The 23,276-nt window shown below is 44.3% G+C and carries 20 protein-coding genes, 1 tRNA gene, 1 pseudogene and 1 other annotated feature; of the genes and pseudogenes, 12 read left to right on the top strand and 10 right to left on the bottom strand.

The window, feature by feature from the left end; translation table 11 throughout:
* Positions 1-49: 49 nt before the first annotated feature.
* Entirely contained in the window at positions 50-517 is a 468-nt protein-coding gene (gene smpB / locus HMPREF9124_RS09040) for an SsrA-binding protein SmpB (RefSeq protein ID WP_009429612.1), read from the top strand.
* Positions 518-1,526: 1,009 nt separating this feature from the next.
* Here the strand turns inward: smpB and pheT are convergent.
* The 3 genes from pheT to HMPREF9124_RS12005 are packed head-to-tail and all read right to left on the bottom strand — an operon-like array spanning position 1,527 to position 5,194.
* A complete protein-coding gene (pheT, locus tag HMPREF9124_RS09050; protein ID WP_009427666.1) occupies positions 1,527-3,950 on the bottom strand; it encodes a phenylalanine--tRNA ligase subunit beta in 2,424 nt (807 codons plus the stop codon).
* Between the two features lie 12 nt (positions 3,951-3,962).
* A complete protein-coding gene (gene pheS, locus HMPREF9124_RS09055; RefSeq protein ID WP_009429663.1) occupies positions 3,963-4,985 on the bottom strand; it encodes a phenylalanine--tRNA ligase subunit alpha in 1,023 nt (340 codons plus the stop codon).
* Between the two features lie 35 nt (positions 4,986-5,020).
* The gene (locus HMPREF9124_RS12005; protein ID WP_175282432.1) at positions 5,021-5,194 is read right to left on the bottom strand and encodes a hypothetical protein; all 174 of its coding nucleotides are present in this window, start codon (positions 5,192-5,194) and stop codon (positions 5,021-5,023) included.
* 76 nt (positions 5,195-5,270) lie between these two features.
* Positions 5,271-5,493, bottom strand: a binding site (T-box leader).
* A gap of 263 nt (positions 5,494-5,756) precedes the next feature.
* On the opposite strand from HMPREF9124_RS12005, the pseudogene HMPREF9124_RS09060 reads away from it, so the two are divergent.
* A pseudogene (locus HMPREF9124_RS09060) lies at positions 5,757-6,448 on the top strand (AzlC family ABC transporter permease).
* 28 nt (positions 6,449-6,476) lie between these two features.
* On the top strand, positions 6,477-6,809 hold the full coding sequence (locus HMPREF9124_RS09065) for a branched-chain amino acid transporter permease (protein WP_009428806.1): 333 nt from the start codon (positions 6,477-6,479) through the stop codon (positions 6,807-6,809).
* 15 nt (positions 6,810-6,824) lie between these two features.
* Here the strand turns inward: HMPREF9124_RS09065 and HMPREF9124_RS09070 are convergent, their stop codons facing one another.
* Together HMPREF9124_RS09070 and HMPREF9124_RS09075 are read right to left on the bottom strand one after the other, a co-directional pair.
* Positions 6,825-8,897, bottom strand: a complete 2,073-nt coding sequence (locus HMPREF9124_RS09070) for a diguanylate cyclase (RefSeq protein ID WP_009428095.1) — start codon at positions 8,895-8,897, stop codon at positions 6,825-6,827.
* A 15-nt stretch (positions 8,898-8,912) separates the two neighbouring features.
* On the bottom strand, positions 8,913-10,370 hold the full coding sequence (locus tag HMPREF9124_RS09075; protein ID WP_036597806.1) for an extracellular solute-binding protein: 1,458 nt from the start codon (positions 10,368-10,370) through the stop codon (positions 8,913-8,915).
* A gap of 298 nt (positions 10,371-10,668) precedes the next feature.
* Between HMPREF9124_RS09075 and flgB the strand changes: the two genes are divergently transcribed.
* The 6 genes from flgB (at position 10,669) to HMPREF9124_RS09105 (ending at position 16,787) form a co-directional block, all read left to right on the top strand.
* Positions 10,669-11,058 carry a flagellar basal body rod protein FlgB gene (flgB, locus tag HMPREF9124_RS09080; protein ID WP_009429510.1) on the top strand — a complete coding sequence of 130 codons (390 nt, stop codon included), beginning with the start codon at positions 10,669-10,671 and terminating at the stop codon, positions 11,056-11,058.
* 368 nt (positions 11,059-11,426) lie between these two features.
* Positions 11,427-13,505 (top strand): chemotaxis protein CheA, encoded by a 2,079-nt coding sequence (locus HMPREF9124_RS09085; protein WP_009428299.1) that lies wholly within the window; start codon positions 11,427-11,429, stop codon positions 13,503-13,505.
* Positions 13,506-13,515: 10 nt separating this feature from the next.
* Positions 13,516-14,013 carry a chemotaxis protein CheW gene (locus HMPREF9124_RS09090; RefSeq protein WP_009429141.1) on the top strand — a complete coding sequence of 166 codons (498 nt, stop codon included), beginning with the start codon at positions 13,516-13,518 and terminating at the stop codon, positions 14,011-14,013.
* 11 nt (positions 14,014-14,024) lie between these two features.
* Positions 14,025-14,840: a CheR family methyltransferase gene (locus HMPREF9124_RS09095; RefSeq protein WP_009427996.1), complete on the top strand. Its 816-nt coding sequence runs from the start codon at positions 14,025-14,027 to the stop codon at positions 14,838-14,840.
* Between the two features lie 87 nt (positions 14,841-14,927).
* Positions 14,928-15,521, top strand: coding sequence for a CheB methylesterase domain-containing protein (locus tag HMPREF9124_RS09100; RefSeq protein ID WP_009428670.1), 594 nt, complete (start codon positions 14,928-14,930; stop codon positions 15,519-15,521).
* A gap of 9 nt (positions 15,522-15,530) precedes the next feature.
* Positions 15,531-16,787 (top strand): C39 family peptidase, encoded by a 1,257-nt coding sequence (locus tag HMPREF9124_RS09105; RefSeq protein ID WP_009429368.1) that lies wholly within the window; start codon positions 15,531-15,533, stop codon positions 16,785-16,787.
* A 249-nt stretch (positions 16,788-17,036) separates the two neighbouring features.
* On the opposite strand, the gene HMPREF9124_RS09110 is transcribed toward HMPREF9124_RS09105, so the two are convergent.
* Complete coding sequence (locus tag HMPREF9124_RS09110) at positions 17,037-17,693, bottom strand: methyl-accepting chemotaxis protein (RefSeq protein ID WP_009429893.1); 657 nt, start codon at positions 17,691-17,693, stop codon at positions 17,037-17,039.
* A 295-nt stretch (positions 17,694-17,988) separates the two neighbouring features.
* On the opposite strand from HMPREF9124_RS09110, the gene HMPREF9124_RS09115 reads away from it, so the two are divergent.
* Positions 17,989-18,441, top strand: coding sequence for a hypothetical protein (locus HMPREF9124_RS09115; RefSeq protein WP_009429634.1), 453 nt, complete (start codon positions 17,989-17,991; stop codon positions 18,439-18,441).
* On the opposite strand, the gene HMPREF9124_RS09120 is transcribed toward HMPREF9124_RS09115, so the two are convergent.
* From HMPREF9124_RS09120 to HMPREF9124_RS09135, 4 genes are all read right to left on the bottom strand, one after another.
* On the bottom strand, positions 18,418-19,755 hold the full coding sequence (locus tag HMPREF9124_RS09120) for a UvrD-helicase domain-containing protein (RefSeq protein ID WP_009428649.1): 1,338 nt from the start codon (positions 19,753-19,755) through the stop codon (positions 18,418-18,420). The genes HMPREF9124_RS09115 and HMPREF9124_RS09120 overlap by 24 nt on opposite strands.
* Before the next feature lie 54 nt (positions 19,756-19,809).
* On the bottom strand, positions 19,810-20,748 hold the full coding sequence (locus tag HMPREF9124_RS09125) for a DNA-directed RNA polymerase subunit alpha (RefSeq protein ID WP_009429865.1): 939 nt from the start codon (positions 20,746-20,748) through the stop codon (positions 19,810-19,812).
* Positions 20,749-20,869: 121 nt separating this feature from the next.
* Positions 20,870-21,148: a helix-turn-helix transcriptional regulator gene (locus tag HMPREF9124_RS09130; RefSeq protein ID WP_009429370.1), complete on the bottom strand. Its 279-nt coding sequence runs from the start codon at positions 21,146-21,148 to the stop codon at positions 20,870-20,872.
* Positions 21,149-21,280: 132 nt separating this feature from the next.
* Positions 21,281-21,353 (bottom strand) — tRNA-Thr (locus tag HMPREF9124_RS09135).
* 293 nt (positions 21,354-21,646) lie between these two features.
* On the opposite strand from HMPREF9124_RS09135, the gene HMPREF9124_RS09140 reads away from it, so the two are divergent.
* Complete coding sequence (locus HMPREF9124_RS09140; RefSeq protein ID WP_009428117.1) at positions 21,647-22,729, top strand: hypothetical protein; 1,083 nt, start codon at positions 21,647-21,649, stop codon at positions 22,727-22,729.
* Between the two features lie 127 nt (positions 22,730-22,856).
* Positions 22,857-23,060, top strand: a complete 204-nt coding sequence (locus HMPREF9124_RS09145; RefSeq protein ID WP_009429100.1) for a hypothetical protein — start codon at positions 22,857-22,859, stop codon at positions 23,058-23,060.
* The last annotated feature ends 216 nt before the right edge of the window (positions 23,061-23,276 follow it).

Genomic DNA, 23,276 nt, shown 5'->3' on the forward strand with positions numbered 1-23,276 from the left:
GTTTAAGCAAGATAAAATCCACTTGGAGGGGACAGAAAGGAACGAATAAATGGGAGACAGCATTAAGCAAATCGCAAACAACAAAAAGGCTTTCCATGATTTTTTCGTGGAGGAAAGTCTGGAATGCGGCATTCAGCTTTTCGGAACGGAAGTCAAATCTCTCCGCCTCGGACAGGCTTCCATTAAGGAGTCCTTCTGTCAGATTCGAAATGGGGAGTGTTTCATTGTTGGCATGCACATTAACCCCTATGAGCGGGGAAATATTTTCAATAAAGATCCGCTTAGAGATAGAAAGCTTCTCCTCCATAGAAGAGAAATTGACCGCCTGCTCGGAAAAATCAAGGAGCAGGGCTATACTCTTATGCCCCTTCGCCTCTACTTTAAAGGTAGCCTCGTAAAGCTCGATATGGGGCTTTGCCGCGGTAAAAAGATATACGATAAACGGGAGGATATGAAGAAGAAGGCACAAAGAAGGGAGCTCGAGAAGGAATTTAAGAAGGCGAATATTCGCGTGTAAGAAGGATTGCAAAAAGAATATTATGATTCCACATTTTGCAGGCATTGAAGCAGGGGCACGCTCCCGCTAACCTCGCCACGTAGTAGTACTAAGCTTCAAGCATCGCTACTGCTCGCTTTCAGCAAGTACTAACGGGCTCAGATTGCCCCTTGCTTCAATGCCTGCAAAATCGTGAATATGCCATTCCGTATATTCCTCTTGCAATGTTATAAACGCTCAAATTCAACGAAAAGCCATGGAACATTTTGATCCACGGCTTTTTTGCTATGTATTTTAGGAGTACAGTTCTAAAATATCTCTTTCACTTAAGTATAGACCTTTTCCGATATGTTCTTGAGTAAAGCGTTTGGAGGCTCCGGCACTTGCTGAAAACAAAGTAAATGGGCAAAAAGATTATCCCACAGTTTCATAGGTATTAAAGCAAAACACGCTCTCGCTAACTTCGTATTTAATAGATATTGGAACTTTACTCTTTACTTTTGTATTGTAGAGCAAAAAATAAAATTGCCATAGATAGTAATACCACAGATAAAGGTAATGCCCTGGCCATTAAGGCCTCTGCAATATAATCGCCGAACACACATATCTTAACTAGATACATCGTGATAAGTAAAAAAGCTATCAACAAACAGTATTTACAAATAAAAAAAATCTGTCTCATAACTCCCCCTGTAATCTCCAGAAAAACGACGAATAACCGGCGCTTTAAACTCCGGATTTCTTTATGTGTTGTAGAACTGCAGATTTAAAATAACCATTCACTAAAATATAGACCTCCTCCGATATGTTCTTGAGTAAAGCGTTTGGAGGCTCCGGCACTTGCAGAAAACAAAGTAAACGGGCAAAAAGATTATCCCACAGTTTCATAGGTATTAAAGCAAGGGGCAATCTGAGCCCGCCGGTACTTGCGAAAAACAAAGGTACTGCAGTTTTTCGCTTAGTATCCGTTGCGTGGCGAGGTTAGCGAGAGCGTGCCCCTGCTGCAATACCTATGAACCGTGGGATGAAATTACATATCCCTTAACTTCACCCCTATTTTCTCCAGCGCAGCGAGTAAATCCCCTCTGACCTTATTGATTTCCTCTTCACTTAAGGTATGATCTTTTGCTCTTAAGCTGACATTGTAGGAGAGGGACTTAAAGCCGGCAAGAACCTGTGCGCCTTCGTAGATATCGAAGAGCTCCACCTTCTCAAGGAGCGGGGAAGCTGCTTCCCGAATCTCGTCTTCCACTTCGCCGGCAGTCACATTAAGCGGTACAAGGAGGGAGAAATCATGAGACACTGCCGGGAATTTGGCAACCGGCGTATACTTTTTGTGATCTCCTGCAAGGGGATAAACTTCCTCTAAATCAAGTACCGCCACATAGGCTCTTTCCTTCAAATCAAAGTTCTTTAAGACATCCGGATGAATTTCTCCCATTGTTCCGAGTACTTTTCCTTCATAGAGGATGTTGGCCTTTCTGCCCGGGTGGTAATAGGGCTTTTCACAGTTTCCGTCGTAGCGGAAACGACCGTTTAGACCGCAGTGTGTGAGGAGCTCTTCGATTTCTCCTTTCAGGCTAAAGAAATCACCCTCTCCGATAAAACCGAGAGTCAGAGTCATGCGCTCGTCCGGAAGCTCCGTCAGGGGCAGGCTCTTCGGAATATAAAGCTTTGCCATTTCAAAGAGCTTTACGTCTTTATTCTTATGACGGTTATTTAAGCTCAGTGCCTGCAACATTCCCGGAACGGAGCTGGTACGCATAACGGAGAAGTCCTCTCCCAAGGGATTGGAAATCATAATCTGCTGCCACTCGGAAGCATTTTCCGGAAGAAGTAACTTCTCATAAACCTTCTTTGACTCAAAGGAATAGAAATAGCTTTCGTTGTACCCGAGTGCCTCGGCCAAGTGGCGAAGACTGCGATTCAAAGCCAAGTTCGGATGCATTCCTCCCACGGTACCGGACAAAGGAAGAGTACTCGGAATCTTGTCATATCCATAGTATCGAGCCACTTCTTCCGCAATATCTGCCATTCTCTCCAGGTCCTGTCGGAAAGTCGGAATCACAAGCTCCAGACTGTCTCCCTTCACTTCCGTCTTGATTTCCAAAGGAAGAAGATACGCTTTCATTTCCTCTCCGCTTAGATGAAGCCCCAATAAGTTGTTGATTTCGGAAATGGATACGGATAAATGCTTCTCTTCCTTCTTTACCGGATAGCAGTCTACCATGCCGCCTACCACTTCTCCGCAGTGGAGTTCTTCGATTAAGGTGCAGGCTCTGTCCATCGCCATTTCGCAAAGATTTGGATCCAAGCCCTTTTCAAAATAAGAGGAAGCATCGGTACGAAGTCCCAGCTTTCTTCCGGAAAGACGGATATTGGTGCCGTTAAAGCAAGCCGCTTCCAGCACCACATTTTTCACCTTATCGGTAATCATGGAATTCTCTCCGCCCATGATACCGCCGAGGGCAATGGTCTTCTCCCCGTCCTTAATACACAAAATAGAAGAGTCGAGCTCATGTTCCACGCCGTCCAAGGTCACGAACTTTTCCTTATCTTCGGCACGTTCTATGCGAATTTTCTGTCCGCTGATGTCTTCGTAATCAAAGGCATGCATAGGCTGTCCGAGCTCCAGCATCACATAATTTGTGATATCCACGAAGTTATTGATCGGGCGGATGCCGGCAGTCCGAAGACGAATCTGCATCCAGGAGGGAGACGGCGCAAAGCGCACATTTTTAATAAGACGCGCAGTATAACGACTGCAAAGCTCGCTGTCCTTTAATTCCACAGTGAGATAGTCGGAGAGCTTCTCTTCATTCCCCACCTTCTTGATTTCCGGAAAATGAAATGCCTGTCCGAAGGCTGCTGCCGCTTCTCTTGCCAGTCCCACTACGGAGAAACAGTCCACACGGTTCGAGGTAATTTCATACTCGTGCAGAATATCCCGAAATCCGAGGAGTGCCGGAGCATCTTCTCCCACAGGTGTTCCTTCCGGGAAAATGTAAATGCCTCTTTCCGGTGCTTCCGGGAAGAAGTTTCGGTCACTTCCGAGCTCCTCGATAGAGCACATCATCCCGAAGGATTCCACACCGCGGAGCTTTCCGTTATGAATGCTTACGCCACCCTCCGGGTGTTTCCCTTCATGGTCTACCTTTACTTTACCGCCGTCTAAAACGACCGGCACTACCTGCCCCTCTTTTACATTCGGTGCTCCCGTTACAATCTGCAAAGTCTCCTTCCCGACATCTACCTGACAGATTAAGAGGTGGTCAGAATCCTCGTGCTTCTTCACGGAAAGAATCTTTCCTGTCACAATCTTCTCCAGATTTTCCCCGAGGTCTTCCATGGTTTCCACCTTATTGCCGACCAGGGTCATTCTGTCTCCGAAGTCTTTTCCCGATGCGGAAAGCCCCGGAACATATGCTTTTAACCAATTCATGGATGTATTCATCTTCAATCCCCCTTAAAACTGCTCCAAGAAGCGCAAATCATTTTCATAAAGTAAACGCATATCATCGATTTCGTACTTCAGAAGTGCGATACGCTCAAGACCCACACCAAAAGCGAAACCGCTGTACTCGTTCGGGTTGATACCGCAGGATTCCAGCACCTTCGGGTGCACCATGCCGCAGCCTAAAATCTCAATCCAACCTTCTCCTTTACAGAAACGGCAACCCTTGCCTTTACACTTAAAACAGGAAACATCCACTTCTGCGGAAGGCTCCGTAAAGGGGAAGTGGTGCGGACGCAGCTTCGTCTTCGTATCCTGTCCGAAGAGCTCCTTGGCAAAGAGGTCCAGCGTTCCTTTTAAATCGGAAAAATGGATATTTTTATCAATGACCAAGCCCTCCACCTGATGGAAAGAAGGGGAATGGGTCGCATCCACTGCATCGGAACGGAACACTCTTCCCGGGCATATCATACGAAGTGGCGGCTTGTGGGTTTCCATATACCTGGCCTGCACGGAGGAGGTCTGGGTTCTTAAAAGAATATTGCTGTTGATATAGAAGGTATCCTGTTCATCCCTTGCAGGGTGTCCTTTCGGAATATTCAATTTTTCAAAGTTATAGCTGTCGTACTCTACCTCGGGGCCTTCCACAACCTCATAACCCATGCCGATAAAGATTTTTTCCACCTCTTCCAGGGCAAGGGTATTCGGATGCGCGTGTCCGTAGCGAATCTTCTTTCCAGGAAGTGTCACATCAATCGTCTCTGCGGAAAGTCTGGCATCCTGTAAGGCGCGTTCCAGCTCTGCCGCACGCTCCTTAATTTCCTTCTCAATTTTCTGAGAAACTTCATTTACCAACTGTCCGAAAGCCGGCCTTTCTTCGGCACTTAAGTCCTTTAACGCCTTCTTTGCCTCCGCAAGTTCACCTTTTTTCCCTAAAAAATGGGTACGAATTTCATTGATGGAATTCATATCCATGGCAGAGCGCAAACGCTCTTCTGCCGCCTTTCCGATTTCCTCGAGATTGAATGTGTTCATTTTTCCTCCCTTTATCTTAAATTAAAAATTTTCCTTTACGGAATCGTCAGTGCTTTGTGCTCTTGCGATTCCTGTGCCTCGGCTTTTTTCTTTTCTTTTTCCTTTACGGAATCGTCCGCGCTTCGCGCTTTTTCGATTCCTGCCTGCATTCGCACTCTCGAGACTTGCGTCTCTTCGTGCTCATGCAGGGGCGTGCCATCAAGTCCCATTCCCTCTTGCAAACAAGTTTGCAATGGGTATGGGGTCTTATGGCACTGTAAAACAAAATCCCCGTCTGCAAGCGCAGACAGGGACGAATGTTCGCGGTACCACCCTGATTCCCGAAATCTCTTTCGGGCTCTCTTTATGCTTAACGCAGTCTCACGGTTTTTCCTACTCTCCTTGAATTTCAAAAAAACTGCTCCGGTGGGAATATTCCAAAAAGCGCTTGGGAAGAACTTTCAGCCTGTGATTCTTCTCTCTATGCTAAGCGGTCTCCTTTTGTACTGTGCACCTTCATCGCATTTCTCCCGAAGTATATTGAATACGAGAGGAAAAGTCAAGTTCTAAGTTATCCCAACTCTTATGTTCTAAATCCAAGTTCTATTTTAGGAATCACTATTTTTTATTCCCGGCTCTTGCATTGCAAAAAAGAAACCGATAAAATATTGTCTGTTTTTTTGCAAGAGTTAAGCTCAAGGGAGTTACTCTCAAGAAGGTAAAAAATACCCCAAGCTTAGGAGTATGTTACACGAAACGAATCAAGCTGATATAGGAAAGGAAGGCTATATTATGTCGGAAAAACAGAAAAAAGCACTTAAGGCCGCCTTCCCTCATACCATTCCCATCTTAACCGGCTTTTTATTCCTCGGCTTTGCTTACGGAGTCTATATGCACAGTGCGGGCCTTTCCGTACTCTACACCTTCTTTATGGCCTCTCTCATTTTTGGCGGTTCCCTGGAGATTTTGGCGGTCAGCTTTCTTCTTTCCCCCTTTGCACCGCTGGAGACCTTTTTCCTTGCAGTAATGATTCAGCTTCGCCACCTGTTCTACGGCATAGCGATGCTGGACAAATTCCCAAAAACCGGGTGGAAGCGCTTCTATCTTATCTTCGGGATGTGCGATGAAACCTTCAGTATCAATTACAGCGCAGAGATTCCGGAGGACACAGACCCGGAATGGTTTATGTTTTTTGTCACCCTTCTAAATCAAAGCTATTGGGTCATCGGCTCCTGCATCGGAACGCTTCTCGGGAATGTTCTTCCTTTTTCCACGGAGGGAATCGACTTTGTGATGACTGCCCTCTTTGCCGTGATTTTCATGGACCAATTCTTGAAAGAAAAAATCATTTTTCTTCCTTCCTGGGCCTTTCCGTTTCCATTCTCTCTCTCCTTGTTTTTAAAGAGAAAAACTTTATCCTTCCCGCCATGCTCGGGATTACCGCTATTTTACTAATCTCAAGACCTAAGTTGGAAAAGCAATAGAAATGATATAGAGAGGAAGGCTTATTCTATGACAGTATGGCAACGCATCATCACGATTCTTCTTTGCATATTGGGGACAATGCTCACTCGATTCTTACCCTTTATTTTATTTCAAAAAAATACACCGAAAGCGGTGCAGTATCTGGGAAAGGTTCTACCTCCCGCAAGCTTTGCCCTGCTTTTAGTGTATTGTTTTCGAAATGTTTCGATTTTTAGCGGAAATCACGGACTCCCGGAGTTTCTTTCCCTGGGTCTTACCATAGTCATACATTGTTGGAAACGAAATATGTTGCTTTCCATTTTCTCCGGCACCGTCCTCTATATGCTTTTTCGACAGGGAATCCTTGCCTTGCCGCTTTAGTTCTTCTCTTCTTTTTTAGCTTCCCTTTTCTTTATTTTCTTCTGCCGCTTGCCCTTTTGTTGAATTTTCTTCTGCGGCTTGCTCTTTTGTTGAATTATCTTCTGCAGCCTGCTCCTTTGTTAAATTATCTTCTGCAGCCTGCTCTTTTGTTGGATTTCCGGCTTTTGCTTCAACAGGCTCATCCGGCTTATCAGGCTTCTCAACGCCCTTCTTTTCCCCCTCATCTTTTTCTTTTCCAAGATCCGTTGCCTGACTCCACACACGGAAATGAGATTTTGTCGTCTTCTTTACAATATACATCGCATAATCCGCATTCTTCTGCAGCTCATCCGGTGTTACTCCGCCATCAGGATACCAGCTGACACCGCCGGAAAGACGGAGCATCTTCTTCGTTCCGTCCGGAAGCACGATAAAGCTTTCATCTATCGTTTTCTGCAGTTTTTCAATCAGGCTGTTAATTTTACTTCGATTTCCATCCTCATCAAAAATGAAAATATTAAATTCATCTCCGGAAATACGGGAGTACAACGCATTCGAACCCAATGCCTCACGCATGGCATCCGATGCACAACGGATATACTTATCTCCGTACTCATGTCCGAAGCTGTCATTGACCATCTTCAGATTATCAAGGTCCATCATGATATAAGCACCTGTAGCATTTCCGCTTCCGTGATGGTCCAGGAGTTCCCGAATCCGTCGCCCGAAAGCTCTTCTGTTATACAGGTCGGTCAGGAAGTCATGATCTCTTTCATACTGCAGATTTTCCTGCTCTCTCAAAAGACGGTCGGAAAGATCTTCCAACGCCTCCGACATTTGATCAATTTCCAAGATTCCCGTTTTCTTTAAGAGCAATTTTTCATTGGGCTTATTTCTCCTAACCTCCGAAGCCAACGCCTTAATCGGTTTCTGCAGGAAAATGGAAATGAATAGACTACCCAACAATCCGATTAAAATCGTTAAAATGACGGTCACGCCCATAACATAAAACATTCTATCGGCAAAGCGATTCATCGTTCTATAGGGAATCTCGGCGCCAAGTCTCCATTCCAAATCCGCAAAAGGTCCATTTGTCGAGAAAATCCGCAAAGGAATGCTGTAGGCATAGGTATCCCTCTCCACTCCGTCGGTTTCCAAATCAATGTCGTCCTCTATCGTTGTTTCCATGGATTCGAAACGAATCAATTCCTGATAGGTGCTGTCACTTAAGACATCCGAACCCATTTTTTCAATACTCATAAAGTAAGATGCGGTGCCGCTACTGTCCAATTCCTTCTCCGGAAGGTTGCTGTTCAAATAGCTTAAGAGCACATCTACTCCCAGGACACCATATACCCTGCCGTCGGAAAGACGAAGAGGCACCGAATAGGCAATTGCCTGTCTGTCTTCACCAAAGAGGGTATAGGGTTTACTCCAGTACCCCAAATCCTCCCAGCCAACCTTCTCATCATAGTGGAAGCAGGCTTCTGTGGGCTGATAAAGGAAATCATAATAGGGGATATTCGCCTTTCCGAATTGGAAACTGGTATTCCAAGTCGTGTCGGTAGTCATTTGTTTGTTCCGAACCACCAGAAAGGGGGAGCGTTCTATCAAAAGATCCAAGTTCTGAGAACTGGGCTTAGACTCCGGATCCAAATCGCGAAAATACAGTCCGGGCTTATCCTGGTACTGTCCGGATTCCATCCCTTCTTTTAAGTCATCCGCATTTAAAATCAGGAATGCACCGGTCACATGATTGGTTCGCATCATGGTAATCAAATCATCCGTTACGGCATTCAGGAACGGGGCTGCATTTTCCGAGCTGTCATCAATTGCCTCTATATCCAGCTTTCCCGCCTCATATAAGCCATCTGCCAACTGATTGATCTTCTGCACCGTCTGTCCAACGTTCATCCATTGGTTTACCATGATGCTTTCCAGATAATTTCTTCTGGCTTCTACTCTACTCTCAATGATTTCCCTGGAATTGTTGTGAATCAGTTGAAACAATCCCTGTCCATAAATGGAAACCATAAGAATTCCTATCTCTAAAATGAGCAGGCCCATCAGCGGAAGCAATATTTTCCTAAAAATCGGTTGTTTTCTCATTCTTCTCCCTGCATTCTAGCCTTTTATCCCTTCTATATCGGAAAGCAAAGACTCATACCACAGAGTAAAATTCTCCTCTGTATCATACTCCCCTACCGCATCCTCTTTAGACAGGCCGGATGCTACAGCCGTCTCAATCGCCTTTTTATCCTCAATCGCCTTGTCCTTCAAGGTGTTTTCCAGAATTTCCCTAAGCGTAGATATATTGTCCGCTGCGGGAATATAATACATTGTATGAGAGGAAACTGTTTTTAAGGCCTCTTCAATTGCAGGGTTGGTTCCTCTCCCCTTGATAACATCTACCGTTTGCACCGTCAAGCTGTCTGAACGCACCGGCAAATAGTCTGCAGAAAGAGCAAATTTACTGTTTACGGATTCGGAAGTAAGCCAACGCAAAAACTCTATAGAAGCTTTAATTTTCTGCTCTTCTCCCTTCAACACGCCTATCCCCGCTCCTTGCTGAATGGCAATCTTCTGCCCCTTAACAAAGTCCGGTGTGGGGAGAACTGTAGCCTCAATGGGAAAATATTCCTGATCGGATAAAATGACCGCCTCGGGAAAATAACTATAGGAAGCTGAAGTACTCACATAGGAAATAATTTCTCCCGTTCGTAAATCATCGGAACGGTATCTCCCGGAACTGCCAAAGTATCCCTTAATGTAAGGCACATAAAAATAATCCCATAACTTGTGTAAGACATCTTCCGGAAAATTATAGATGACTTTTCCGGAGGCATCCACGGAAACCAGATCCACTCCCATTTGCTTGGCACCGACCAGGAAATACGTCGCGAAATCCTCCTGTCCGAAAAAAGCCTTTCCGTCATCCGCTTCCGGGGTTAAGGCATCCGTATACTCGTAATACTTCTTGGCCACTTCAACCAATCCCTCTCGACTGTCCAAGTCGGAAAGAGTAGCTCCGGTCGCATCGGCAAAGCTCTTCCACGCTGTCGCATTCAAATAGAAAACCTCCGTGGATTTTGCTACCGGAAGAATCTTTATGCCTTCTCTTTGATTTCCAAGCCTGCCTTCTTCCAGAAATCCGGGCACAAAATCGTCCAGTTCTTTCTTAGTCAAGTAATTGCTAAGATCTACAAGATATCCCTTTTGATCCAATACCTTTCCTGTGTCTCTATACATAAAAGCCATATCGGGATAAGTGCCCTGTGCAAAGTTCTTATCCGTAAGGGCGAAAAGATTCGCCTCCAAATCATTCATCGATCCGGGGCTCATCACATGGACCGTAATATTTAAATCCTTTCCTCGCGTTAAATTAAACTCATCTACCGTTTTCAGGAAAACCTCCTGCTGCAAGGCGGAATAATAACTCCATATATTTAATTCTATATTTTCCTTACTTCTTTTATATGTATATGCCTTATCTTCCTGCCTATTCGCCTTTTTCTTGCAAGAAAAGAGGAGCATCATGCACAAGAAGAAAAATAAAAGAAGCGGTAAATCTTTTCTCTTCATTCTATGTTTTCCTTTTTTATCTGTCTCAAAATGAAAGGGAATGTCATGCAAATTTTTAACAGATCTCTTATCAGTGAATATCATCGACTGTTTCATAACTGAATATAAGAAGACCGCAAAGCTTTTCCCCGGCCGTCCTCTTACTGTGCAAAGTCATTATAAACAAAAAAAATTGATGTCCAAGTTTTTTATGATACTATATTCGAAAGCAGGAGAATTTTTTCTGTTTTTCTCTTATATCCTATGCGGTTTTATCCGATAAAAAGAGGAAAGACCGGTTTGAATAGAAAGGATAGCTATGTCATTATTTTACGGAAATGGAATAGCCCTTACGGAGAAGACACTTGACCTCTTGTGGGGAAGGCAAAACATAACGGTAAACAATATCGCGAATGTAGATACCCCAAACTACAAGTCAAAGTATCTCACCTTTGAGAATGAGCTTCTTCACCGTATCTCCACTGCGGAAAAGGGCGGACAGAAAAAAGTTCATGTTGCTCGGGCAATCGACGGGCAAAGAGCTCGGATACACAGCACGAGAAACGAATCCAGCAGGTTGGACGGCAACAACGTAGACATGGATCAGGAACAGGTAGAGCTTGTTAAAACTACCTATGCCTACCAGTATATGGTGAATTCCGTAAACAATGATATAAAACGACTTATGGCAGCTGTAAAAAGCTTCTAGTCCCTTTTCTTCTATATAATATAGGAAGAGCTTATAGCAAGAAGAGGAAAAATGATGACTTCGGTAAGAAGGGATGCTTCCGATTTTCTCCGAATATATTATTTTTCTGTATTCTACTATACGACTTCAGGAATAGAGAAAAAGGATGGAAGCACTGCCCCGGCAGTGTTTTTTTGGCATTATGATTCTTTGCTTATAGACTGAGCAGAATCGCCGATAAATTACCAGGACAGAAATATTGCAAATTGGATAGTGGTAGTAAATACCTCTGGAAATACTTACTGAATCAAAGTGTTTCCAACGAGATAGCGCAGAACAAGTGTGTGATGCTCGTTTAGAATGAAAAATAGCGAAAAGGTGGTAAAACTATGGATAGTACAATGGAAGGAATGTTGGATACCTATCTTCTGGAGACGGAATCTCTCTTGGATAAGTTAGATGAGATGCTGATTGCGGCTGAGAAGGTCGGGGATTTTTCCACAGATGACGTAAACGAAATCTTCCGTATCATGCACACCATAAAAGGGTCCAGTGCCATGATGGAATTCACACCCATCTCCAGCATTGCACACCATATCGAGGATATGTTCTTCTTTATCAGAGACAAGGGCATCGATTCTTTAAACGGTGAGCAAAAGAGGGAGCTCTTCGACCTCATGTTCCGCTCGGAAGACTATCTTCGAAGCGGTCTAGAGAAGGTAAAGGCCGGAGAAGAATTAGACAATAACGTAGATGCCTTTGCAGGAGAAATCAACGGCTTTTTGGCTAAGATTTCCGGAAAAGACGGAGACAACTCTGCCGCAGGAGCAGCCTCTACACAGACTGCTTCCGCTTCGGGAGAAAGAGTCCTTCCAAATGACCCCACTGCCAAAAAGTTTATTCATGTCTTTTTGGATGAGGGAATCGGAATGGAGAATCTCCGTGCATTTATGATCGTAAATGCCATCAAGGAGTTCGATTTGGAGTTCCGTTACTATCCCGAAGATATGGACAGCAATCCCGAAACTGCACAGAGTATAATTGATTCCGGATTTTTCCTTGCTTTCGATAATGATGAAACTCTGGACAAGGGAGAAAAAGTACTCCGTGAGCAGAGCCATATTCTTTCCTACGAAATCGTGGAAGGAAAGAAGGAAGAAGTAAAGAAAGAAGAGACAGGAAATGCTAAGGAAAGTACTCCAAAAGCACAGGGGGATAAGGATAACGGAAATGCACAGCAGGCCGCTCAGCAGAAATCTGCCGCACCGGTTAAGCAGAGCTTGATTTCCGTAAACTTACAGAAGCTGGACAGCTTAAACGACCTCGTGGGAGAAATTGTAATCACGGAATCCATGGTTACCTCCTCTCCCGTTCTTCGTATGTTGCCTCAGGAAAGTCTGGACAACTTTATGAAGTCCGCAAGACAGCTTCGTAAGTTGACTGACGATTTGCAGGATATTGCCATGAGTCTCCGAATGGTATCCATCTCCGGTGTATTCCAGAAGATGAATCGTATCGTTCGTGATATGAAGCAAAAGCTCGGTAAGGAAGTAAAACTGACCATTATCGGTGAAGATACGGAAGTGGATAAGACGATTGTCGACAGCATTCAGGATCCTCTTATGCATATTGTACGAAACAGTATGGACCACGGTATCGAAGAGACCAAGGAAGAACGTATTGCTGCAGGTAAGGATGCAGAGGGAGAATTAACACTCTCCGCCTTCCACACCTCTTCCGAAGTCATTATCACCGTTGCTGATGACGGATATGGCATGAATCCCGAAAAGCTTCTCGATAAGGCGGAAGAAAAGGGTCTCCTCTATAAGCCGCGTTCCGAATATTCCAAAAAAGAGGCACTGGGACTCATTATGCTCCCCGGTTTCTCTACAAACCAGAGCGTAACGGAGTTCTCCGGCCGAGGCGTAGGAATGGACGTAGTGAAGAAGAACCTGGAATCCGTTGGCGGAACCATCAGTATTTCCAGTGAGCTTGGAAAGGGTTCCACTTTCACCATGAAAATCCCGCTTACTCTCGCCATCATGGATGGTATGAAGGTCAATGTAGGCGACAGTATTTTCACTATTCCAATCGTAAACATCCGTCAGTCCTTTAAGGTTGACGATGCGGAAGTCGTTTTCGATGAAAACGGCAATGAGATGGTTAAACGTATGGATGTCTTCTATCCTATCGTACGTCTCAACAACTTCTACGGTATCGAAGGAAAGTATACCGATCTTGCAGACGGTGTTCTGATCTGGGTAGAAGCCAACGACAAGTCCTGCTGCCTCTTTGTGGATGATTTAATCGGAGAGCAACAGGTTGTAGTAAAACCGCTTCCGGCTTACTTTAATGCCTATAATCTGAAGGATAGCGGAATCAACGGATGTTCCATCTTGGGAGACGGTAACATTTGTATCATCTTGGATGTCTTAGGCTTGTACTCTCAAGCCATTGAAAATAATTAAGGAGGGAAGTATGGGCGAAGAAGAATTAATGGATGATTTGCTGGAGGGACAGGAGTCTGTGGAAGAAGCGGACAGCATTGACGCAGAACGCTGCCTTACCTTTGAATCCGGCGGAATGGTGATGTATATGAGCACCAGCTATGTTATTGAAATCATCAATGACCACAGCATCACTGCACTTCCCATTGTGCCCCAGTATGTTAAGGGCATCATTAACTTAAGAGGTTCTATCCTCCCGGTTATTGATATCCGTCTTCTGATGGACAAGGAAGCTGAGGAGTATACCTCTAAGACCTGCATCATCGTATTGAATATTGATTCCGTTTCCATCGGAATCATCGTAGACCGTGTAAGACAGGTTATCGATATTGATTTGAGTGAGGTTCAGCCGATTCCTCTCAGAAACAGACAAAAACTGTGTAACGGTATGATTACATTGGACAGCGGCGAAGTCGCAATGTCCTTTGATGCAGAAGCATTGGTACAATCTTCATCCGATGCTGTATAAGGGGATCTTTCATGTACGATTTGTCGGACGAGGATTTTAAACGCTTATACAGCTATATGCAGGACAAGTTCGGCATTGATTTAAGTAGAAAGAAACCTTTAATCGTAAGCCGTTTGTCCTCCATATTGGAGAAAATGGGATATCGTGATTTTCACAGCTATGTAAGCGATATTTTGAAAAGGGAAGATCAGGAAATGTTGACTACCCTTTTAAACAAACTGACTACAAACTATACATATTTCATGCGAGAGGAATCGCATTTTGATTACTTGGAAAATGTAGTTCTCCCAGAGCTTGCAAAGAAGCACGCAAGAGACAAGGTGCTTTCCATCTGGAGCGCCGGCTGCTCTTCCGGAGAAGAGCCTTACAATATTTCCATGTATCTTCTCGAATATTTCGGAAAACTTCCCGGAAAGTGGGATACCAGAATTTTGGCTACGGATATTTCTCACAATGTCCTCTCCAAAGCTGCAAACCCGCGCTACCCGGAGGAAAGCTTGGAGAAACTTCCGAAATCATGGAAAAATAAATATTTTGTACCGCTGGGAGACGGATTTTACACGGTTACTGAAGCATTGCGGAAAAATGTCATTTTCCGACCGTTTAACCTGATGGAGCCCATTCATTTTAAGAGGGACTTCGATTTAATCTTTTGCCGAAACGTCATGATTTATTTTGATCAGGCCACTAAAGATGCTCTGGTAAAACGCTTTTATGATGTAACCTATCCCGAAGGACACCTGTTTATCGGGCATTCCGAAGGACTGACGAAGCAAACCTGTCCCTACCAATACATAAAACCGGCTATCTACAAAAAAGAAGCATAGCCTACTGCCTTATCTTGCCGCTTTCAGAGTTTTGGAAGAAACAAGATAAGGCTATATTACCTTTAAGGACTGGCTTAAGGAGAGGCGATGAAAGACTTTTCATTTCCAAAAAACCATTTTCAGCTGATTGCAATGGGGGCTTCCACCGGAGGAACGGAAGCTCTACTTGCCGTCTTGGAGAAGCTTCCCGGAAATCTTCCGCCTATCGTCATCACGCAGCATATGCCACCGGTTTTTACCAATATGTATGCGGAACGCTTAAACAGAATTTGTAAAATGGAAGTACGGGAAGCAAAGGATGGAGACCCCCTCTATCCCGGACTCTGTCTAATCGCCCCGGGCGGTTTGCAGATGCAGGTTCTAAAAGATAGCTCGGGAATGAGGGTAGAATGTAAAGAAGGCGAAAAAGTGAGTGGACACTGCCCTTCCATCGACTATCTCTTTTCTTCCGTGGCTAAGGCAATCGGTGCTCACGCCGTAGGAATCATTTTGACCGGCATGGGAAAGGACGGCGCAAACGGTCTTCTGTCCATGCACGAAGCAGGCGCCTATACACTGGGACAAGATGAAAAAAGTTCCATTGTCTACGGGATGCCCATGGAAGCCTATAAATTGGGGGCAGTTGACAGGCAGGGAAATTTATCGGAAATCGCGAATTATCTTCTTAGCGCAATACAGTAGGAGTAAGAAATGGGAATTTTTAAGACAATCACGCATAAGCTTCTTATGTGCAGTGCCAAACAACTCGGCATTGCCGCTGTTGCGTCCCTTTCTGTCATGACAGCCAGCTTTTCCGCCATTGCGTATAACGGCTATAAAGAAAGCTTGAAGCAAATGGATGCCAAAAAGGAAGGCAGCGTATCCGGAGAAAGTCGCTTTCAGCAGGTATTTTATAATCATACTGCCGACCGCTCGGACTCCGTGCAAAACGAAGGTGCTACCGTAAAAGAGGCTGTGTCTATTGATTCGAATGCCCCGAGTGCTTCCGAAAATACCGCTTCGGAATATCCGAAAAAGAATTCTTCCTCCAAAACGAGTGAAAACGAAACAATCCAATCGGAAGAAGATACAAATTCCGCCGAAGATACGGAGGGAACAACAGCGGAAACAACAGAACCAGCCACAGCGGCAAGCTCTGCGGAAGCCGCTACGGATCCGAGTACAAGCGCTACAAAGCCGGCTACAGTCGCTACGAAACCGGACACAGCCGCCACTTCGGAAGCAGCACCTGCCCCGGAAAAAGCAGAGTCCGCCCCGCTTCCCAAAGAAGATTTAAATAACCCTTCTACCATTGCAGATACTGCGGAAGATGCACAGGAGCCGCCTGTGATTCCCGTAAAGACGGATCCTTTTGAAAACTACTACGGCACCTCTACCTTTAATGACTATAATGTTTACCTGGATACAGCCATGGGGCCCATGTATTACTATAATCAACACGACAGCCATTGGGGCAGTTACCTTTACGGCGGACAGGATACCATCAGTAAATACGGCTGCGGTCCGACCACTGCCGCTATGATTGTTTCCGCCTTTGGAAATGTTAACGGCAGCATCACACCGAAGGAAATGGCAAACTGGTCCGCATCCTATGGCTATTTTGCGCCTAAGAGCGGATCCTATCACGATTACATTCCTGCGGTTCTTTCCGCCTTTGACTTAATTGTAGACAGTGTAAAGGACGGAGAACGTACTCCCGAACACGTCGCGGAGCTCTTAAATTCCGGTCATATTCTGGTTGCCCTTATGGGAAAGGGAGCTTTAACAAATGGCGGACATTTCATCATTATTACAAAGCAAAATCCGAACGGAACCGTTTGCATCGCCGACCCGAACTCCTATAACAATACGAATAAAGAGTGGAGTCCGGCTCAGCTGATGCGAGAATTAAAGAAAAACTATGACGCCGGCGGTCCTCTTTGGTCGGTTCGTGCGCCGAAAGCATAAAGCCTATATGAAAACTCCCGCTCTACACTCTTTGCAAAAGATGTAGAGCGGGAGTTTTCGGGTTATAGGACAAAATAGACTTATAACAAAACGTGTTGAAGAAATCCGCTCTACAGCCGGATAAACGAGATATCGCACGCCTTTCGCACGATACTCGTTATGAATAAAGGCGGTAGGGCGATTTTTTTCAGCAAAAAAACGAGGCGGTAAAATCCGCCCCGTAGTCTTTTCCGTTTTCATTTTCAGCGATTAAACTTCTTCTACCAGTTCTTCTCCGCTAATGCTGTTTACCACATCGGAAATCCGCTTTACAACGGAAGAAATCTTCTCGTTTACGGCAGAACTGCTGTCGGACAGACGTCCAACCTCATCAGCAACCACACCGAAGCCCTTACCGTGCTCTCCGGCTCTTGCAGCCTCAATGTTTGCATTTAAAGCGAGAATCTTCTGTCTGCTTTGAATACTCTTTAAGTCATTTGTGCTTTTCCGAATTTCTTTTACCAGGCTCTGCGTCTCATTAATTCCGGATGTGAGCTTATCCACAAAAGAGTGGAAACGACTCTCGCTGCATTCCGCTTCCAAATAATTGGAAAGGCTTACATTGAGTAAACGAATTGCAGCCTCTCCTCTCTCCTGTTCTACTGAAGCATCATCCTTCAGAAAAATCGTTGCTACCTTTTCTCCCTGGTACTGCAGTTCTTCTTGGATAGAGGAAGAGCCAAATTCATGGGAACTGCGATCTAAAGTATCGGCCTTCCCTGGCTCCCTCTTCTCAGCATCGGCAAAATATACCGTTTTTCCATCTGTCGCCTGTACCATCGCCTCAAGTCCTGTAGCGATTGCCCAGTCACGAAGTATGGATTGAAATTGCTCTTTCCCTGCAAAATCTTGAATTTGAATTGCCATTTTCTTCCTTCCTCTTCTATCCTATTCTTAGAATATGAAAATTAACATTGTATACTCTTATATCGACAAAGGAAAAAAGAGATATAACAAATTTTTAAAAAATTATTGCCTTTTAAAAAAATGCTTTTCATTCATGCAATCCCTTCCCAACCGGCTTCTTATCCGGAATTTTTACAATGCATAAAATTTTAAGAGTCATAAGGCAAGAAATAGTGTATACTAACCATCAGTATGAAATAGGCTCGGTTCGGTTTCCCATCACGCCGTTTCCGACTTCAGTGTAGAAAGGATAAACATGCAATTTCAACTCTGCCATGAAAATGATACTTCTCTTCGACTTCGTTTGGATCGTCACCACTTAAGCGGGAAAGAGGAGCAAATCTTAAGCGATATACTTTCTTTACATCCGCAAATTACCGGAATCCAGATTTATCCCGCAACCGCAGGACTTCGCATTTTCTTTAAAGGAAGCAAAGCAAAGCTTTTGGAAAGCTTGGAGGCAATCTCATACGGCAATATCCTTTTTCTTGCCGAGGGACTTCCCAAAACGGAAGATTTTCATGTTCAGCTCCTTCCCAGCGGAAAAGAAATCATAAGGGAATTAAGCAAAACGAAGAAAATGAATCCCAGCTTAAAAAAGAAAATCGGGAAAGAGATTAGTTTGGAGGCCATAGCGGACCTCATTCTTCCCACTCCTCTTTCCCTTGCCTTTCACGTTTATCAGTTACTGCTTCTGGCCAAGGCTTAATTCCTGTAAAGCATGTAGTCTATAGTACTGATCACAAAACCACCCTTCCGTCTCTCCCTTTAGGAAAATGAGCACGTGCTTTGCTCTGGTTACGGCAACGTATTCTAAACGGGTGAGGCGGTTTTCCGTCTTCCCGCTACAATTCCCTCCGGCTTCCATAATAATGACAATATTGGCATTTAAGCCCTTGGATAAATGGGCTTCAAAAACCATCTTATCGAGTGCACTGTCGGAAAAACCGACTCCGGACAGACTTTTCTTGTAATACTCCTGTTTCTCTTTGCTTTTGCACAGAATCAGAAAATCCCTTTCTTTTAAATCCGGATAAGCGAACAGAATCTCGGACACAAGCTCTCGAAGGGCTATTCCGTCTTCTCCCGTAAATTCTCTTCGGAATACACCATGGAAGGGACAGTGCTTTAAGAACTCTTTTCTCTGAGAAGGATACATATCCCGATAGGAATGCATGCGTTTCCGAAAAGCCTCATTAATCCAATCCACAAGTATCTTATTCGCACGATAATTCTCATTCAGATACAAAACCCGCACGTTCTTCTTCTCTTCCATCTTTTTCTTCATATCGAAAAAGACTTGCTTATCCTCTTCCGCCTCCTGATAAATGGTCTGTCTGGGATCTCCAACCATAAAAAGACAGTTGTGCCGCATCTTTCCTTTTTTATCCGTAGCCAGGCTCAGAAGAATGTTCAGCTGTATCTGATTTAAGTCCTGGAGTTCATCTGCATAGATCTTGCTAAAGTCTCTTCTCAGCACCTGTAAAAGCGCCTTATCTTCCTGTAAAAGCCTGTAGCAACGTTCCTCTACGGGCAGAACTTCTTCTGATTTTTCCTTCTCTTCTCCGGTCTTAGCCTCTTCTCCGATCTTAGCTTCCTCTCCAAGCTCAGCCTCTTTTCCGGGCTCAGACTTTTCTATCTCGTTCCTTTCCTTTTCCTCCGTCGTTTCCTTCTTTTTCATGGAAAGAACCCACAGACAAAAATCGTCAAAGGTCATAATATGCATTAAGTCTATGCCGTGGACTTTTTTCTTCAGTCTGTGACTTGCTTCTCGATTGATTGCAATTTCTCTGTACAAATGCTTCTTGATTTTCTGCTTGAATTCCTGTACCGCCTCTTCAGTAAAGGCAATTAAAAGAAAATGGGAGAGTCTTTCGCCTCCCATAATCTGGTTTAAAATTCTCCTCGAAAGTAGGGTGGTTTTCCCTGTTCCGGGCCCTGCAATGATGAAGAGATTATCCTCCGCACTCCGGATATACTCCCTCTTCCTCTGCTCAGTCCAAAATCTCTTGCTCTTCTCCATTCTACCCTCTATTTTAAAAAACAGGGCATCGTAAAAACGATCCCCTGCCTTCTTTTACTCTGCCTTTGTTGTCAAACGAAGTCCCATGCTTTCCAGCTTATTTAAAATCTCATCCAGCGACTTTCTTCCCATATTTCTTACTTTCATCAAATCATCCATGGTTTTCGCACAAAGATCCTCTACCGTATTAATTCCTGCTCGCTTTAAGCAATTGTAGGAACGTACGCTGAGCTCCAGCTCATCAATGCTCTTGTTTAATTCATCGCTCTTCATCTCATCCGTGCTGCCTGCGCCTGCATTTTCACGCACATTTCCTTCCATATCAATGAAAAGCTTCAAATGAGTCTGTAAAACTCTCGCCGCAAGCGAAACCGCTTCTTCCGGGGCAAGCGTTCTATCCGTGCTGACATCCAGCGTCAGCTTTTCCTCTTCTCCCTGCTCTTCAATAAAAACATTCACTTTCTTTACCGGAGAATAAATGGCATCCACTGCAATCACTCCGATAGCCAAATCACTGTGATCACGAGTGTTTGCCCCATCATAGCCTCTTCCCCTGGTAATAGTTAATTCCATATAGAGCTTTGCATCTTCTCCCGAAAGAGTTGCAAGAACCAAATCCGGGTTCATAATCTCAATTTCTGAGCTCACCTTGATATCGGAAGCCTTAACAATTCCCTCTCCCATATAATCCACATAGGCCATAACGGGCTCCTCGGAACTTCCGGTATAGCGAACCGCAAGCTTCTTTAAGTTCATAATAATCTCGGAAACATCCTCTTTCACTCCGGGGATGGAGGAAAACTCATGATATACACTGTCAATTTTCACTTCACTGACTGCGGCTCCGGGCATGGAAGAAAGAAGAATTCTCCGAAGAGAGTTCCCCAGTACAGTTCCTTCTCCCTTAACAAGAGAAGTACAAACAAAACGACCAAACCCCTGATCCTCTATAAGCTCTTCTACTTCTAATACCGGTTTCATAGCATTCTCCATTCCGTACTCCTACTATAGTTTTTTGAAAAGAAATTACCTATATAAATTAATCCAGCCTATCTATTATACTCATTTTCCAGAAATTTTCGAGTGTTTTTCCGAAAATGAGCGGAAAAGACAACTAAGCTGCAAGATGTTTCCCGTTCTCGAGGCCGTCCAGCTGCCTCACAAGAATCTCTTCTATAGAAACCTGAAACAAAATACTCAGAGCAAACATGTTGTCCAGACTCGGAAGAGCCTTTCCCTGCTGCCACTTATATACCGCCTGCGGCTCCACAAAGCCCATAAAGGAAGCAATATCTTTTACGGAAAATCCCTTCTCTTTTCTAAGACGTTCAATATTCTTTCCCGTAGCATACACATCAATCACAGGATATTCCAGTGTTCTGCATTCTTCCATTAAAGAGCTCCCTTCTTCTATAATCTATTGCCCGAATCAAGATTTCTCCTAAGCGAGCGCTTATCTTTAAAAATAAAGCATTTGCTAAAAATAAGCGGAAGCTTAACTAGCCAAGCTTCCGCTGTGTGAAAAAGCTGATGACGGGAATCGGACCCGTGACCTCCGCACTACCAATGCGACGCACTACCGACTGTGCTACATCAGCATACTCAGAACATTAAGAAAATAGCATAAGAACCTACTCCCTGTCAATTCTTTTTGGAAAAAACTATACCTCGCTTTTCTACATTAATTTCCTTCTTAATGTTTTCTTCATTTTTCTTCTTTTGCTTTCTTCTTTTTCTTCTTTTGCTTTCTTCTTTCCTCACTATAATCTATTGTCATAAACGAGCATAAAAGCTATAATAGGCGAGGTTAATTTTTATGATTCAGGAATACTTTTTATGAATCACAGAAATTCATTTCACCTAAAATAAGGCGGGAGGACAGGAAGTAAAAATGAAAAGCAAAACGATAATGGCAGTTGCCGAGGCTCTGGGGCTAAAATACCTGGAAGATATCGGAGAAGCTGCAGGGGTCTTTAACGGGTATTTCATATCCATCCGTTACAGCGGAAAGTTTCACGAAGGTTCCTTTTCCCTTTCACAGATGGGGCAGCATCCGAGCAAAGACCTTTTGAAACTTATTGACAAAAGCGTCAAGCAAGTGAGCCACCTCAATTTGTCCGGCTACCTCGTGAATGCCGTTTTTAAAAACGGTTTTACGGATAAGGGGACCATACAGAACATGATTGACGGGATTGCTCAGCTGACAACGCATTTTTCTGAAAACGAACTGACAAACTGCAGTGAAGTGGACGGGCAGGAGGAAAATATTTCCATCTACTGTCTCAGCGGAAAATGCCATATCTACACCAGAAATCAATTCGATGCTCTTCGGCTGAATGCGGAAGAAAAAAGGCAGAAAGAAGAAAATCGAGGGATTATCGGTGTGATTCTCGGTATATTCGGTGCACTGATTGGTGCGTTTGTCGGTGCCATCTTCGTCTTTTTCATTGCAAGACTCGGGTATATTTCCCTCTATGGCGGTGTAATCATGGGCTTCTCTACTGTTCTCGGCTATAAGCTCTTTGCCGGACGGTTCGGTCTAATCGGTATCCCTGTTTGTTTAGCCTTCATGGGCATCATGGCATACCTTGTCAATCGTCTGGATTTCTCTTTTTACTTATCCGAAGGTTTCTACGGGGACTTCAATCACGTATTGGAATGCTTCCAGTATGTTCGGGAAAGAATCCAGGAAACGGGTGAACCGCAGGTTGCTGCAGACTATCTTCATAACCTTTACTTGCTCTTAGCCTTCACCTTGGCAACCGGAGCCCTCGCTACGATTACCACCTATTTTACAGACAAAAAAGCCCTGCCGTCCTATCCCGTCCTTAATGAAAGTTATAGCATTCCTACAGCAGGTAGCTATTCCGCTACACCGGATTTAAGCGCTCTTTCCGGTTTAGGGGAATATGCGGACAGCAACAGGGACTATACAAGCGGAGCCGGTGACGATACCGACACGAATGCCAACTAAGCCGGCACAAGATAAAATGGACTCCGGTCCTAAAGAAAATACATTTCACGATACTTCCTCCGGAGAGGAGGATGCTTTCGTCAATGCTTTCCTATATTTTTAAACCAAAAAGAAAGAGGAGATTATTATGTCACAAAAGCAGATTTTGACCATCGTTGTTAGCCTTGTTTGTGCCGGTATTGCCTTCGCGGAGATTCAAAACATCCGTTATGCGAAGCAGATTGACACACCGACAACCATTCACCCCATCAGATTGATTGCATGCATTGCAATCGTCTTAATGGGAATCTATTCTCTGGTTACCGGAAACTATATCCTGAACGTAGGATAGTTCAGCGCGGTATTTTCTGAACGAGATATCGCACGCTCTTAGGGCTGTACTCGTTAAGAATAAGAAACGAAAGAAGGGGCTGTAAAAAATCAAAATAATTTTCTAAGCAATATAGGTCTGAACTTGGGGCACGCTCTCGCTAGCTTCGCCACGTAGCGGATACTAAGCGAAAAACTGCGTTTCTCTTGTTTTTCGCAAGTACCGACGGGCTCAGAC

Source organism: Oribacterium sp. oral taxon 108 str. F0425 (assembly GCF_000214455.1).
Taxonomy (GTDB): domain Bacteria; phylum Bacillota; class Clostridia; order Lachnospirales; family Lachnospiraceae; genus Oribacterium; species Oribacterium asaccharolyticum.

What these genes read in the sequence shown, in the direction of transcription:
- HMPREF9124_RS09110 (WP_009429893.1), bottom strand. Translation starts at nt 17,693, where the DNA reads ATGGCAATTCAAATTCAAGATTTTGCAGGGAAAGAGCAATTTCAATCC.
- HMPREF9124_RS09100 (WP_009428670.1), top strand. Translation starts at nt 14,928, where the DNA reads ATGAAAGACTTTTCATTTCCAAAAAACCATTTTCAGCTGATTGCAATG.
- pheS (WP_009429663.1), bottom strand. Translation starts at nt 4,985, where the DNA reads ATGAACACATTCAATCTCGAGGAAATCGGAAAGGCGGCAGAAGAGCGT.
- HMPREF9124_RS09140 (WP_009428117.1), top strand. Translation starts at nt 21,647, where the DNA reads ATGAAAAGCAAAACGATAATGGCAGTTGCCGAGGCTCTGGGGCTAAAA.
- HMPREF9124_RS09120 (WP_009428649.1), bottom strand. Translation starts at nt 19,755, where the DNA reads ATGGAGAAGAGCAAGAGATTTTGGACTGAGCAGAGGAAGAGGGAGTAT.
- HMPREF9124_RS09070 (WP_009428095.1), bottom strand. Translation starts at nt 8,897, where the DNA reads ATGAGAAAACAACCGATTTTTAGGAAAATATTGCTTCCGCTGATGGGC.
- HMPREF9124_RS09065 (WP_009428806.1), top strand. Translation starts at nt 6,477, where the DNA reads ATGACAGTATGGCAACGCATCATCACGATTCTTCTTTGCATATTGGGG.
- HMPREF9124_RS12005 (WP_175282432.1), bottom strand. Translation starts at nt 5,194, where the DNA reads ATGGGACTTGATGGCACGCCCCTGCATGAGCACGAAGAGACGCAAGTC.
- smpB (WP_009429612.1), top strand. Translation starts at nt 50, where the DNA reads ATGGGAGACAGCATTAAGCAAATCGCAAACAACAAAAAGGCTTTCCAT.
- flgB (WP_009429510.1), top strand. Translation starts at nt 10,669, where the DNA reads ATGTCATTATTTTACGGAAATGGAATAGCCCTTACGGAGAAGACACTT.
- HMPREF9124_RS09075 (WP_036597806.1), bottom strand. Translation starts at nt 10,370, where the DNA reads ATGAAGAGAAAAGATTTACCGCTTCTTTTATTTTTCTTCTTGTGCATG.
- HMPREF9124_RS09115 (WP_009429634.1), top strand. Translation starts at nt 17,989, where the DNA reads ATGCAATTTCAACTCTGCCATGAAAATGATACTTCTCTTCGACTTCGT.
- HMPREF9124_RS09145 (WP_009429100.1), top strand. Translation starts at nt 22,857, where the DNA reads ATGTCACAAAAGCAGATTTTGACCATCGTTGTTAGCCTTGTTTGTGCC.
- HMPREF9124_RS09085 (WP_009428299.1), top strand. Translation starts at nt 11,427, where the DNA reads ATGGATAGTACAATGGAAGGAATGTTGGATACCTATCTTCTGGAGACG.
- HMPREF9124_RS09125 (WP_009429865.1), bottom strand. Translation starts at nt 20,748, where the DNA reads ATGGAGAATGCTATGAAACCGGTATTAGAAGTAGAAGAGCTTATAGAG.
- HMPREF9124_RS09095 (WP_009427996.1), top strand. Translation starts at nt 14,025, where the DNA reads ATGTACGATTTGTCGGACGAGGATTTTAAACGCTTATACAGCTATATG.
- pheT (WP_009427666.1), bottom strand. Translation starts at nt 3,950, where the DNA reads ATGAATACATCCATGAATTGGTTAAAAGCATATGTTCCGGGGCTTTCC.
- HMPREF9124_RS09105 (WP_009429368.1), top strand. Translation starts at nt 15,531, where the DNA reads ATGGGAATTTTTAAGACAATCACGCATAAGCTTCTTATGTGCAGTGCC.
- HMPREF9124_RS09090 (WP_009429141.1), top strand. Translation starts at nt 13,516, where the DNA reads ATGGGCGAAGAAGAATTAATGGATGATTTGCTGGAGGGACAGGAGTCT.
- HMPREF9124_RS09130 (WP_009429370.1), bottom strand. Translation starts at nt 21,148, where the DNA reads ATGGAAGAATGCAGAACACTGGAATATCCTGTGATTGATGTGTATGCT.